Raw genomic sequence first — 14,351 nt, 5'->3', positions numbered from 1 at the left:
ATTTAAAAAACATTCTATTTTATTCTATATTTGAAATAAAATAGAATGTTTTTTTATGGAAGAATACGGGAAAATATTAATTATTGCCACGCCTATTTTTTTGGTTTTAATTATAATTGAAAAAATTTACGGCATCTATAAAAAAGAAGACACTGCTCCTGTAATAGACAGCGTATCGAGTATTAGCTCCGGAATCACTAATTCTGTGAAGGATGTCCTGGGTTTAAGCCTGACTTTTATTTCCTACGAATGGCTGGTTTCTAATATTGCTATTTACCATCTTGAAGTTAATATCCTCTCCTATTGTATTGCTTTTTTTGTCATCGATTTTTATGGGTATTGGAGTCATCGACTGGCACATCAAATTAATTTCTTTTGGAACAAACATGCGATTCACCATAGTAGTGAAGAATTTAATTTAGCTTGCGCCTTACGCCAGCCCATTGCGAGTTTAGCTAATCTGTTTACTTTTTTATTGATTCCGGCCGCATTATTAGGCGTTCCGGCTTCTGTAATTGCAATTACTTTGCCGCTGCATTTATTTCTGCAGTTTTGGTACCATACCAAACACATCAAAAAAATGGGTTTTCTGGAAAATATTCTGGTAACTCCTTCGCATCATCGCGTACATCATGCCATAAATCCTGAATATTTAGATAAAAATCACTCACAGATATTTATTTTTTGGGATAAGCTTTTTGGTACTTTTCAGGCCGAATTAGATCATGTTCCACCGGTTTTCGGAATCACAAGACCGGCTCATACCTGGAATCCGATTAAAATTAATTTTCAACATCTTGCCTTATTGATTAAAGATGCCTGGCGTGCAGAAAACTGGAAAGACAAGCTTACGATCTGGTTTAAACCAACTGGCTGGCGTCCGGAAAATTTTGAAGAAAAATATCCTGTTCACAAAATTGAGAATGTTTATGATTTTGAAAAATATGGAACGCAAAACTCTCAAAAACTTATTTCTTGGTCAGTCGCTCAAGTATTAATAACACTTTTATTTGTGACCTATTTGTTTGATAATATTGCCAAAATTGGTTTACCTAATATCTTTATTTATGGCTTTTTTATTTTAGTCACCATCTACAGCTACTCAGAATTGATGGATAAAAGCAAATATGCTGTCTATTGGGAAGGATTACGTTTCTTGATCGCTATTGCCATTATATCTTATTACGGAGATTGGTTTGGCTTAAATCAAACTTTCTTTGCCTCAAATTATATTATTTTAAGCTATTTAAGCTTGTCTTTTTTAGCTTCTGTTTATTTTATTACAATAGACTTTAGAACTATTCAAAACCAAATATTAAATTCATAACCCCAAATTATGAGAAACTCCATCATTTTTAAAACCTATGTCGCATTTAGCTTGCTTTATCTGCTTATTTTACTTGTAGGATATGAAACTCTTGATTTATTTTTAAAACCTGCCTTAATTCCAATTTTAGGCTTTGGAGTATATCTATATCGAAAGTTTCCCACTAAAAATACACTCTTAGTAGCTTTGCTGTTTTCATGGATAGGAGACGTTATTTTACTTTTTGCAGATATTGCCGAAATCTATTTTATTCTCGGCCTTATATCATTTTTAATTTCACATGTTATATTTTGTGTTGTTTTTAATAATCAAATAAAAACTAGGGCTCGAAAAAACAGTATTATTTTCGGAATTGGAAGTTTTATAATTGCACTTTATTTAATTGGAATGCTTTCTGTTTTATTACCTTTTTTGGGCGATTTAAAAATACCTGTTACTGTATATGCGAGCGTTATTTCTATCATGGTTTTATTTGCTTTTAATGGTTTTTTTGTTTGGAAAAACCCAGGAAATAAATACATTTTCATTGGCGCAATTGCCTTTGTTATTTCAGATAGTATTTTGGCAATGAATAAATTTTATGCACCAATCGAAAGAAGTTCATTTTTAATTATGCTGACTTATCTTATGGCACAATATCTGATTGTAGTTGGTATATTAAAACTGAATCCTAAAAAAGCAGAATAGCTTTCATGGAATGCAGATGACACACATTAAACGGATTTTCGTTAGTTTATTTTTGCACGCAGATTTCGCTGATTAATTTTAATCATTTTATCTAAAGCAAAAACTATTTTACTTTTACATTTGTACGACCAATACCTTAAACCATGAAAAAAATAGCATTTTTTATCATTTTACTTATAATTGCAACTTCCTGTGTGAGCACAAAATCGACATTGAAAAATGTAGATGACAGCGCTCCCGATTTAATTTTGAAGAAAGACAATACATTTGCTATTACGCTTTTTAGCAAAGACAAAAAGTACGGCTATAATCCTGATTATCCCGTGAATATTTTTTATCAAAATACTAGAAATGAAACTTTAAATGAAACCCGTTTTCTAAATGCTCTTGCAGGACCAAATGGTGAAAAAATTACTTATAAAAGATTAGAAACCTGTTGTCCTTTTCCAACCAAAAGAAGCGATATGGGAGCAGGATTCCTGAATGTATATGAATTAACCTGGCAAGGGCAAAAGAAGCCTATTACGCTTTATTTGAATGTGTATGAAAAAGGTATTTTGATGGTTCCGATGGGATTGAGTTTGAAGAAAGAGTAAAATAACTAAAAAGACAAAAAATAAAAGTGAGTATTTTTAATCAAATATTAGAAAGATCAAAATTAAATAAAGAATTAATAGGAGTTTGGAAATATCGTGACGATGATAAGTTTTGGTGTGGTTATGTTATTGATTTTAATGAAACTCTTGTCAAAATTCAGCATTATACAAGTTTCGGAAAACCTGACGGACAAATCATAGCTCAGATTTCAGCAATTCAAAATGTTGATTTTAATGATGATTATGCAAAGGCTATGCAAGTCGTTATTGATTATTCGAAAGAGATAGAAAAAGAAGAAAAAATTAATATTGCTATTTCTGATAATGATAATTGGGATTATGAAATTATCAAACAAATGGAAGGCAATTTGGATATTATTACAAGTATTGAAATTAATAACTCTGATTATTTTTCGGGATTTGTTATTGAAGTTTCAGAAAGCGACTTTATTTTAAATTGTGTTGGTAAACTTGGCCAGGATGAGGGACCTGTAGTTTATAAAATTGAAGATGTTACTGGTTTTAGAATAAATGATATTGATAATCGCAAAAGAGCAATGTTGTATAAATGGAGAAAATCTAGTTTATAATGGATTCAAAAGAATTTACAATTCGAAGAGGGATTACAGACAATTATCCTAGAAAACTAATCTTAGAGCACAATCAAATAAAATTTGACAGCAAAGATTTAAAAAATAATTCCTTTATCACTTTTCAAAAAGATGAAATAGCTGAATATAATTTTGGAGTAAAATTCATGAGATATAAATTCGTTTTCGGGAGAGAATATGTTATTTCGATTCGTAATAATGATAATCAAATTATTAAGATCAATTTTAAAACTTATTTTGGGAGAAAGAAAGATGAATATCATAAGCTTTGCAATGAAATTTTAGACTCTTTATGGGAACTTTATTTCAAAGAAATAGCAACAAAATGCATCCAAAAACACGAAGTAGGAGAAGACATTAAAATCGGTGAAGTGATCGTTACTAAAGACGGTTTGACTATTTTAAGTACTGCATCTTTAAAACCTAAAAATGAATTTATACCATGGGAAAAAGTTAGAACCAGAAGTTACACTACTTATTTTGCCATTTATTCTAAAGACGATGCAGTTAATGTAAATCGTGGTTATAGTTATTTAAACGATTGGAATACCAATGTTTTGTATGGAGTTGTTAAAACTCTTTTAAAGAAAAAAGAAATCAATAATGATTAAAGTTTTATTAAATTAAAAGCAAAACAAATTACTATACTACAAGATATTTAGATTATTGAGAGGGCAAATTTATTGAAGGCCAATCTTGGAAATCCCCTAAAAATAAGTTAAACTCTTCCTTCTACTTATATAAATGCTTTAATTTTGATTTTACTAGAAGCATTTCTGAAAAATCAAAAAAATTAAAATGACACAATCAAAAAATCAATATAAAATTGAAGCAGAAAGTTTCGAATTACCACAATACTTAGACAGAATCAATTTTTCGGAAGAAATTGAATTGACTATTGAAGGTATTACAAAATTAATGCGTTCTCAATTGTTCAGTGTGCCTTTTGAAAACATTGATGTGCAGGCCGGGAAAGTTATATCGTTAAATGGTGATGCTATTGTAGATCAAATTGTGAATAAAAAACGAGGTGGTTACTGTTATCAGATCAACGGTTTGTTTTCATTGGCTTTGCAGGAAATCGGGATTCTGCATTATTATGTTGCGGCACGTCCGTTGGTAAATCCGGGACAAAATGCTAAAACACATTTGGGAATTATTGCCACAATTGAAAATGAGGAATATCTGATTGATTTAGGGTTTGGCGGAAACAGCATCAGAAAACCTTTGAAACTAAGCGAAATGGCAACTGAGGTTCAGCATGATTCTGACACTTTTACTTTGATTAAAACAGAAGAAAATGAGTTTTTACTTCAAATCCTCATCGGAGAAGAATGGTCGAATTTATATTCGTTTGATTTGACGCCACAAAGATGGATCGATTTTAAACCTGCCAATTATTACAATTACTCGCATCCGGATTCGGTTTTTACCCAAAAATTAATTGTGGTTTTACAAAATCCGTTGGGCAAAAAAATATTATCTAAAAATTCCTTAAAATCTGTGATAAACGGAATTACAGAAATGATTTCTTTTGAAGAAAATCAATTGCAAGATATTTTGGAGTCAGAATTTAATTTGAAGTTAAAGTCTTAAAGCTTAAAAAATCAAAACTTCTTAAAAAATCGTAATTCCACTAAACTCCTAGCCCTGATAGAAGTGGAAATCCTTTTTTGAGAAAGCCTATTTTTTATGGTTTTTGCAGAGCGACCGGAGGAAGCTCCTGCAAAGACCAATAAAAAAAGGATTTGGAGAAAAAGATTGCAATGGATAGCAGGATCAGCTTCTTAAAAAAAACTTAAATCTTCATCTGCTATTGATAAATCATAACTACCTTTGCACTGTCAAAAAATCATATTATGAACATACAACATATTCCACAAATTAAGCATACTGAAAGTGGGAATTTCTTTTTATTGGCGGGGCCTTGTGCCATTGAAGGAGAAGAAATGGCTCTTAGAATTGCTGAAAAATTAGTTGGTATTACCGACAAACTTCAAATTCCTTATGTATTTAAAGGATCCTTTAAAAAAGCCAATCGCTCGAGAATTGATAGTTTTTCTGGAATTGGTGATGAAAAAGCATTAAAAATTTTAAGAAAAGTTTCAGAGACTTTTCACGTTCCAACTGTAACAGATATTCATACAAATCAAGATGCTGATATGGCAGCGCAATATGTAGATGTATTGCAAATTCCGGCTTTCTTAGTACGCCAAACTGATCTTGTTGTAGCTGCAGCTAACACAGGAAAAGTAGTAAATTTGAAAAAAGGACAATTTATGAGTCCGGAAAGCATGAAGCATGCCGTACAAAAAGTATTAGATTGTCATAATGAGAATGTTATGATTACAGATCGTGGTACTATGTTTGGTTACCAGGATATGATTGTTGATTTTAGAGGAATTCCTACTATGCAACAATATGCGTCTACGGTTTTGGATGTAACACACTCGTTGCAACAACCTAACCAAACTGCCGGTGTTACGGGAGGAAGACCAGATATGATTGAAACTGTTGCCAAAGCGGGTATTGCTGTGGGTGTTGACGGTATTTTTATCGAAACTCATTTTGACCCTGCTAATGCAAAAAGTGATGGTGCTAATATGCTTCATTTAGACTATTTTGAAGGTTTAATGACCAAATTGGTTGCCATTAGAAAAACAGTTAATTCATTCTAATTTTTAATACACGTTCATTGAAAACAAATATTTTATTTTTCTTCTTGATGTGTTTTTCATTAAACACTTTTGCTCAGGAAGAAATCGCAGTAGAAAAATACACAGCACATAACAAAGGTAAATTTTTCGTTTCCTGGGGAGGAAACAGGGATAGTTATACCAAATCTGATGTAAATTTCAGAGGAAAAGATTACAACTTTACGGTTGCTGATATGAAAGCTCATGATAAGCCAAAAGGATATCATATTGATTATGTAAATCCGGCAAACATGACAATCCCGCAAACTAATTTTAGAATGGGATATTTCTTTAACGACCATTACAGCGTTTCTATTGGTTGGGATCACATGAAATATGTGATGACACAAAATCAAATAGCTAATGTTACTGGTGATATTAATTTACCTGCTGATCAGGCTGGATCTATTTACAATGGACAGTACAATAATACACCTGTAGATATGTCTCAAGGTGGCGCCCAGGAAGGTGGTTTTGAGAAAGGTGCTACTCAGAGTGGTACTGCTTTTTTAATGTACGAACATACAGATGGTTTGAACTATATTAATACTGAGGTTTCCAGACATGATGATATTTCGAAATGGTTTGGTTTACCAAATATAGATAAGGTTCAGATTAACTTAACTGAAGGTTTAGGTGCCGGAGTTTTATATCCTAAAACCAATACAACTCTTTTAGGGAAAGAACGTCATGACGATTTTCACATTTCAGGATATGGTCTATCTGCAAAAGCAGGAATCAACTTTACCTTCTTTAAACATTTTTACCTTCAGGGTGAGCTAAAAAGCGGTTATATTAATATGCAGGATATTAGGACTACAGTTAGTAATGAAGACAAAGCTTCGCAAGACTTTTTCTTTTTTCAAAGAATTATTGCTGTAGGCGGAATTTTCAGAATCTAATATTTCTCCTAAAATATATTTAAAAATAGTTATCATTTTGGTAACTATTTTTTTTGCCATTTATTTGCTAAATCATACTTTATTCATAAAAGTCAAACAATGAAACAATGAAAAAATCAAAATATCTATTTCCCATAATTACATTTTTGCTCAGTTTTGGATGTGCATTGTTTGTAGCTATGAAGGTTTTTCCAAACAATCCGTTTTCTGGAACAAAAATAGAAAATAGTGCTGCTAATAAAATTCATGATGGGGACATCATTTTCCAGACGTCAGAATCAAAACAATGTGAAGCGGTTCGAATTGCAACAAACTCGAAATTTTCGCATTGTGGAATTATTTTATTTGTGAATGGTGGAGAATTTGTTTTAGAAGCTGTACAGCCTGTAAAAATAACGCCTCTTGGAGAATGGATCGCTCATGGAAAAGAGCATAAATATGTGGTTAAGAGACTCAAAAATGCCGGTACTATTTTAACGGAAGAAACTCTTGATAAAATGAAAAGGTATGGCAAACAATTTCTAGGCAAGGAATATGATGCTTATTTTGAATGGACGGATAACCGAATCTATTGTTCTGAATTAGTCTGGAAAATCTATAAAAATGGTGCCGGAATAGAACTGTCAAAATTGAAACAATTGAAGGATTTTAATTTGACTGATGAAAGAGTACAGAAAATATTAAAAGAAAGATATGGAAATGAAGTTCCACTTGAAGAAAAAGTGGTTGCTCCTTCTGATCTTGTTGATTCTGATTTATTAAAAACTGTAATTGATACTTATTGATATAGCCTGCAGATTTTACTGGTCGAACAGATTTACACAGATATTTTCAATAAAAAAAGCGATGATTTTCTCATCGCTTTTTTTATTATTCTATTTTTTCGAATCTTAATTCGATGTTGGCAGAACAATTCCTGATTGGTCAATTAAATAAATTAATGACGTCATGGTTGCTGCTCCAAGCTCTAACTCTCTTTTGTTTATTGCATCAAATTTATCGTTTGCTGCATGGTGATAATCAAAATAACGTTGTGAATCAGGTTGTAAACCTGCTTTAACGATCGTTTTAGAAGTTAAATGCTCAATATCTGACCCTGCATGTCCTTTTATAAAACTGTGAACGTAATATGGCTCAAAAAGAGGTGCAAATCCTTGTATTTTTTTCAGATTTGCATCATCAGCTTCGATAGAAAATCCTCTTGGTGTAAATCCGCCAGAATCACTTTCTAAAGCAAAGATATGATTCTCATTCTTTTGTTTTGAAACTTCTTCATATTTAGCACCACCTTTTCCACCGTTTTCTTCATTCATGAATAAAACTACACGAATTGTATTTTTCGGTTTGTAGTTTAAGTTTTTAAGAATACGAACTACTTCCATACTTTGCACTACCCCTGCTCCATCATCGTGAGAACCATCTGCTAAATCCCAGGAATCTAAGTGACCTCCAACAACCATGATATTCTCCGGAGTTACAGTTCCTGTTAATTCTCCAATTACATTATGAGATAATACATCGGGTAATGTTTCGCAAGATTGTTTGAAGTAAAATTTTAAAGCTGGATTATTTTTCAATAATTTACTCAATAATTCAGCGCCATTAGTACTGATTGCCGCTGCCGGAATATATTGCTCTTTTGGTAAATCACCGTAAGATTGAGCTCCTGCATGAGGAAAGTCATCTAAACGTAAATTCAAAGAACGAACAATTGTTCCTACCGCTCCTAGTTTAGCCGCTTCCTGTGCTCCACTGCGTCTTTGGTCTCCTGCACCTGAATAAGCTTCAAATGTTCCAATATTTTCAGGATTCATTGGTCTGTTGAAAAATACAATTTTACCTTTTACCTTATCTCCTAAAGTCTTTAATTCATTGATACTTTGTACTTCAATAACTTCAGCAGTAATTCCGGTTTTTGGTGTTGCAACTGATCCTCCTAATGCACAAATTGGCACTGTAGTCTTCGTTTTATTATCTAAAATAAAAGCAGTTTCTTTTTCGCCACGTACCCAATGAGGTACCATAACTTCCTGAAGATATACTTTATCTAGTCCTAAACCCTCTAACTGAGATTTAGTGTATTGCACCGCTGCTGCTGCACTTGGAGAACCTGATAAACGGCTTCCGATATCATTAGATAAATACTCTAACCAAGTATAGCATTTTGCCTCAGTTAAAGCTTTTTTATAAAATAATTTAATGTTTTTTTCATCATTTGACTGTGCAAAAGATGTCAATCCGTTTAAAACTAAAACAGTTAAAAGAATCGTTTTTTTCATAGGTTTAATTATGTTTTTGGGTTGTTGCACAAAGGAACAAAATTCTTTAGACCTGCCACAGATTTCAATGCAACTTTTCTTAAATTATTTTACCTCGATTAACTTGTTTTGTACACCAATTCCGTTTTCATTAAAAGCCTCAATAGCAAAATAATATTTTGTGCCTTTGTCTAAGCCTCTAAAATCATATGAACTTTCGTCATAGACCATAATACTGTTGTATAATTTATCTGGAGAAATTCCGTAATAAATATTGTAGCCTACTGCATCTGGCTGTTTTTTCCAGCTAATCATTGCATTTCGTGAATCCTTAGTGTTTCTGGTAACTTTAAAACCGGAAACTGCTTTTGGTTTTACTCCCAATCCATTTCCGAAAACCCTGAAATCTGAAACTGCAAACAATCCTGAGGCATTATGAATGTTTTCCATTTTTATATAACGCCCTTTAATTGACTTTGCCAACTCTACATAATCATGCGGAACATCTTTTGCATTTTGAGACTTATCAACCACCAATTTCCAATTTACAGCATCATCAGACATGAAGATTTTATACTGATAATAAATATCCATAGCCTTATTATATTGCGTCGCTTTATGATCTGCATAGTTGATTTGCAAGGCCTTTATTTCCATTTGTCTGCCTAAATCAAGTTGCAGCCATTCGCCAGGCGTATCTGTTTTCGCTGACCAATAGGTTTGAATATTTTCGTCGGTTAAATTCTCAGCACCGTAACAGAATTTCTCATAGACTTTTTTTCCACCATTGTCCATTCTGTGTGTTTCTACTTCCATACATTCTTCAGAAGAAGAAACCTTGACTGGCTTTTTATATGAAAGTAGCATCCATCCTGAAGAAGCTCCTTTTTCCTGACTTCTTTGAGAAGTTGGCAGGATGATCGGAAAATCACCGTAAGCTGTAATGGAGTACATAACATCATCTTTATCAAATCCTGCCGGAAACATGTCTATACGACGCTCAAAACGATCTTTTATGGAGATCTTACAAGTTCCGGTGTTCCAATAATTTCCGTAATTATCTGCAAAAGTATTTCCGTGTCCGGCTCCAATTACAAATCCGCCCGGTTTGTACGACATCGGATTGTGTTTTTGATATGTAAAAGGGCCTAAAGGATTGTCTCCGACATGGACACCATTGGCATATCCCTTAAATTCAGTCGCCGGCGCACCATATTGCATGTAATATTTACCATTGTGTTTCGTCATCCACGCTCCTTCAATAAAATTCCCCCATGGTGCAGGTTCCATGTCATTATTTGGACCGAAACGCTCCCAACCGTGATTTGAGGGATCCAGAATAGCAACTTCCTTTATTTGACCATACGGACGCTGAATATCCTCTACTTCAGTAGCTTTGTATAATTTTTCATAATCGGCTTGATTTCCTTTTGGAAGCCAAGTATTATAATCAACCTCAACACCCACTAAAGGTAGTTTTCCGCTTGAACCGTAGTACATATACACTTTTTTATCGTCATCCTGAAAAATAGCAGGATCCCAGGTTGGCAACATTGCTTTATCAACATGTCTTAACCATTGCCCTGATTTTGGATCAGCAGTTTTCCAGATTGGATGATCTCTTTTCCAGGTTGAACCTACATAAAATAAAGTATCATTTACAACCCACGCCGCTGGTGCACACTGATCGTCATCACCGGGCTTTCTTTGAAAACTGCCGTAAACAAATTTCCAATCTGACATGTCTTTACTCCAAAAGAAACCTGCCTGATTGGTAGCAAATAAATAATATTCTCCTTTAAAAGTAATGATAACTGGATCGGCACTCGAACGGCGAGATTCCGGAATTCCGTTATGATTGTATGTCGTATAATTGTAGCCAATATTAATTGGATTACAATAAGTTGTTGCCGGTTTATTTGGATCGAACCATTCTGTTTTCCCTGGAATATTCACTTTTTGAGCGAAAACATTGTTGTTGACAATCATCAAAAACAATAGAATTGGCAGTGTGAATTGATATGCTTTTTTCATAGTTTCATTTTATTTGGAAAGTTTAAAAGATTATTTTTTCTCCTTTATTCTTTCTTTTAATAATTCAGGTTCATTTGTAGTTATATAATCGAATTTATGATCAATAATCCAATCCATGTCAGAAGCTTCGTTAACTGTCCAGGCATTCAGCATAACATTATTCTCTTTTGCTTCTTTAATCCATTCCGGATGTTTTTTAAAAACAGAAAAATGATAATCAACTCCTGAAATCTTATCTAATTTTACTTCTTTTGGAGATTTATTCCCTTCCAAATACTGTAACACCGTTTTTTGATCTACTTCTCTAATTTGCTTTAAGATTTCGTAATCAAAACTTATATAACAGGTCATTTTATCCGCATGTAGTTTTTTGATTGTTTCAATAGTTTTTAAGGCCGTCTTTTTTCCTCTTTCTTTACTTATTTCTGAAGGCTTTATTTCGCAAACCAAAAGAGTATGCTTGTTATTTTTTTTGCCTTCGGTAATATATTCGTGTAGCGTTGGTAACTTTTCTCCGTTAGAAAGTTTAAACTGAATTAAGTCAGCATAATTTGTTGCTTCAATAAGTAATTTGTTGTAATGTGCATCATGATTGATTACTAGAGAATCATCAGCCGTTCTCCAAACGTCAAATTCAGAACCGGGAAGTTTTAAATCAATTGCATGTCTCAGAGAAGCTATCGAGTTTTCAGGAAGATTGTTCTTTTTCCATGCTCCACGATGTGCTACAATGGCGTTTTTTTCCACTCCACAAGAATGAAAAATAATTGCTATTAGCACTAAAAGAAATGTTTTAAATGCGTTAGGAATTTTCATTATTTCAAAATTTATCATTTTTTAAAAAAGTCTCTTTTATAAAAAAGCCCTTCGTTAACCAGACGAAGGGCTAATTACAAATCTAACAAACCAACTATTTAGTTAATTCAAAACTAACTTTCTTGTCGGCAGCTGAGTTTCCACCAATGAAAACATCAAACTGTCCAGGTTCTGCTACGAATTGTAGATCAGAATTATAAAATTTTAAATCTTCAACCGTAATATCAAAACTCACAGTCTGTTTTTCCCCTTTTTTAAGTGTTATTTTTTGGAAATTTTTCAATTCTCTAACTGGTCTTGTTACTGAACCTACTAAATCTCTGATATACAATTGAACGGTTTCTTTACCATCGTAATTTCCTGTATTTGCTACATCAACAGTTACTTTTAATTTTCCGCCGGCATTCATCTTATCTGATGAAATTTTTAGGTTTGAATAGTCAAAGTTGGTATAGCTCAATCCGAAACCAAATGGGAATAATGGTTCATTTCTTTCATCTAAATAATTCGATCTGAATTTTTCGAATTTACCTTCTGTATTTGCCAATGGTCTTCCTGTATTTTTGTGTGCATAATAAATTGGCACTTGTCCAACGCTTCTTGGGAAAGTTGTAGTTAATTTTCCGGAAGGATTTACATCACCAAATAAAACATCGGCAATAGCGTAACCTGCTTCAGTTCCGGCAAACCATGCATTTAAAATAGCAGGAACAGTTTCGTTTTCTTCTTTTAATACTAACGGACGACCGTCAAATAAAACTAAAACAACTGGTTTTCCTGTTTTTAATAAGGCATTTAATAAATCTTTTTGAGCTTGTGGAATTTCTAGATTCGTACGGCTGCTAGATTCTCCGCTCATTTCTGCAGATTCTCCCAATGCAGCAACAATTACATCAGATTGGTTCGCTACTTTTAAAGCTTCTACTAATAATTCTTCTTTAGAACGGCTGTCGCGGTGCAAAGTTTTACCAAACATTGTTGCGTTAGTTTCAAAAGTTTCATTATAATCTAAGTTGCTTCCTTTCGCATATAATACTTTTGTAGAAGGTCCTGCTACTTCTTTAATTCCTGCTAATAATGATATTGCATTTTCCATTTTAGTAGCTACACTCCAGGTTCCCGGCATATTTTCTTTAGCATCTGCCAATGGTCCTATAAGTGCAATAGTTCCTGATTTTTTAAGAGGCAATACCTGATTTTGATTTTTTAATAAAACCAATGACTGCGCTGCAATCTGACGTGCTTCTTTTCTGCTTGCTGATGTAAAAATTTCCGTTTTAGCTCTTTTTTCATCACAATATTTATACGGATCATGGAATAATCCTAAATCGTATTTCGCTTCCAAAATAAGTTTAACAGCATTATCAATTTGCTCGATCGTTACTTTTTTCTCATCTAACGATTTTTTCAAAGTAGTTAAGAAACCTTCACCTACCATATCCATTTCAACACCGGCATTTAATGATAAAGCTGAAACAGCTTGTAAGTCTCCCATTCCGTGTTCAATCATTTCGTTGATTCCTGTAAAGTCAGTTACAACGAAACCTTTAAAACCCCATTGTTTTCTTAAAACATCTGTCATTAACCATTTGTTTCCAGTTGCAGGAATTCCATCTACTTCGTTAAAAGAAGCCATTACAGAACCTACACCAGCATCAACTGCCGCCTTGTAAGGCGGAAAATAATCATTAAACATTCTGATATGACTCATATCAACAGTATTGTAATCACGACCTGCCTCCGGTGCACCGTATAAAGCGAAGTGTTTTACACATGCCATAATCGAATTATTCTTAGAAAGATCATGTTGCTGATACCCGTTTACCATTGCTTTTGCAATTTGGCTTCCTAAATAAGGATCTTCTCCTGAACCTTCAGAAATTCTTCCCCAACGCGGATCACGAGAAATATCAACCATAGGTGAAAATGTCCAGTTGATTCCATCAGCACTTGCTTCCTGAGCCGCAATCTGTGCACTTCTTTCGATTAAATTCATATCCCAGGTACAAGATAATCCTAACGGAATTGGGAATGTTGTTTCGTAACCGTGAATGACATCCATACCAAAAATCAATGGAATTTTTAAACGGCTTTTTTCAACAGCAATTTTTTGTACCTCTTTAATTTTTTGAACAGATTTAATATTGAATAAACCACCTACTTTACCTTCAGCAATTTTTTTAGCCACATCAGAACTGTTTGCTTGTCCTGTCGTTATATCTCCAGAAGTTGGTAAATTAAGCTGACCTAATTTTTCATCTAAAGTCATTTTAGATAATAGTTCAGCTACAAACTCTGATTTTGGTTTAATTGTTACTGTGTTTTTAGTGTTCTTTTTTTGAGCATAACCCAAAACAGCACATCCTAAAAAAAGTAAGACTAATTTGTTTTTCATTCTGTCGTTTAATTATAATTATATTTTTT

13 protein-coding genes are annotated in these 14,351 nt (G+C 33.2%); 9 read left to right on the top strand and 4 right to left on the bottom strand.

The features are described from left to right. Positions 1 to 55 precede the first annotated feature (55 nt). From AC6CH4_RS05110 to AC6CH4_RS05070, 9 genes are all read left to right on the top strand, one after another. Positions 56 to 1,327 carry a sterol desaturase family protein gene (locus AC6CH4_RS05110; RefSeq protein WP_498100767.1) on the top strand — a complete coding sequence of 424 codons (1,272 nt, stop codon included), beginning with the start codon at positions 56 to 58 and terminating at the stop codon, positions 1,325 to 1,327. Positions 1,328 to 1,336: 9 nt separating this feature from the next. Next, positions 1,337 to 2,014: a lysoplasmalogenase gene (locus AC6CH4_RS05105; protein WP_498100765.1), complete on the top strand. Its 678-nt coding sequence runs from the start codon at positions 1,337 to 1,339 to the stop codon at positions 2,012 to 2,014. A gap of 143 nt (positions 2,015 to 2,157) precedes the next feature. Continuing rightward, positions 2,158 to 2,610, top strand: a complete 453-nt coding sequence (locus tag AC6CH4_RS05100) for a 2-dehydro-3-deoxyphosphooctonate aldolase (protein ID WP_498100763.1) — start codon at positions 2,158 to 2,160, stop codon at positions 2,608 to 2,610. A gap of 26 nt (positions 2,611 to 2,636) precedes the next feature. After that, a complete protein-coding gene (locus tag AC6CH4_RS05095; RefSeq protein WP_498100761.1) occupies positions 2,637 to 3,200 on the top strand; it encodes a hypothetical protein in 564 nt (187 codons plus the stop codon). Continuing rightward, on the top strand, positions 3,200 to 3,832 hold the full coding sequence (locus tag AC6CH4_RS05090; protein WP_498100759.1) for a hypothetical protein: 633 nt from the start codon (positions 3,200 to 3,202) through the stop codon (positions 3,830 to 3,832). The genes AC6CH4_RS05095 and AC6CH4_RS05090 overlap by 1 nt, the downstream gene beginning before the upstream one ends. Before the next feature lie 187 nt (positions 3,833 to 4,019). Then, the gene (locus AC6CH4_RS05085) at positions 4,020 to 4,817 is read left to right on the top strand and encodes an arylamine N-acetyltransferase family protein (protein ID WP_498100757.1); all 798 of its coding nucleotides are present in this window, start codon (positions 4,020 to 4,022) and stop codon (positions 4,815 to 4,817) included. A gap of 263 nt (positions 4,818 to 5,080) precedes the next feature. Beyond that, positions 5,081 to 5,899 carry a 3-deoxy-8-phosphooctulonate synthase gene (gene kdsA / locus AC6CH4_RS05080; RefSeq protein WP_498100755.1) on the top strand — a complete coding sequence of 273 codons (819 nt, stop codon included), beginning with the start codon at positions 5,081 to 5,083 and terminating at the stop codon, positions 5,897 to 5,899. A 17-nt stretch (positions 5,900 to 5,916) separates the two neighbouring features. Next, complete coding sequence (locus AC6CH4_RS05075; RefSeq protein WP_498100753.1) at positions 5,917 to 6,819, top strand: hypothetical protein; 903 nt, start codon at positions 5,917 to 5,919, stop codon at positions 6,817 to 6,819. A 107-nt stretch (positions 6,820 to 6,926) separates the two neighbouring features. Beyond that, positions 6,927 to 7,604 carry a YiiX family permuted papain-like enzyme gene (locus AC6CH4_RS05070; RefSeq protein ID WP_498100751.1) on the top strand — a complete coding sequence of 226 codons (678 nt, stop codon included), beginning with the start codon at positions 6,927 to 6,929 and terminating at the stop codon, positions 7,602 to 7,604. A 105-nt stretch (positions 7,605 to 7,709) separates the two neighbouring features. Here AC6CH4_RS05070 and AC6CH4_RS05065 read toward each other — a convergent pair whose 3' ends face one another. The 4 genes from AC6CH4_RS05065 to bglX form a co-directional block, all read right to left on the bottom strand. Continuing rightward, on the bottom strand, positions 7,710 to 9,098 hold the full coding sequence (locus AC6CH4_RS05065) for a M20/M25/M40 family metallo-hydrolase (RefSeq protein ID WP_498100749.1): 1,389 nt from the start codon (positions 9,096 to 9,098) through the stop codon (positions 7,710 to 7,712). 84 nt (positions 9,099 to 9,182) lie between these two features. After that, positions 9,183 to 11,111: a family 43 glycosylhydrolase gene (locus AC6CH4_RS05060; protein ID WP_498100747.1), complete on the bottom strand. Its 1,929-nt coding sequence runs from the start codon at positions 11,109 to 11,111 to the stop codon at positions 9,183 to 9,185. A 30-nt stretch (positions 11,112 to 11,141) separates the two neighbouring features. After that, positions 11,142 to 11,927, bottom strand: coding sequence for a glycerophosphodiester phosphodiesterase family protein (locus AC6CH4_RS05055; protein WP_498100745.1), 786 nt, complete (start codon positions 11,925 to 11,927; stop codon positions 11,142 to 11,144). Positions 11,928 to 12,021: 94 nt separating this feature from the next. After that, entirely contained in the window at positions 12,022 to 14,322 is a 2,301-nt protein-coding gene (bglX, locus tag AC6CH4_RS05050) for a beta-glucosidase BglX (protein ID WP_498100743.1), read from the bottom strand. Positions 14,323 to 14,351 lie beyond the last annotated feature (29 nt).

Source organism: Flavobacterium sp. GQ95, from assembly GCF_059758655.1.
Note: the sequence above shows the minus strand (reverse complement) of the source record. Positions and strands in the feature narration are given on the sequence as shown.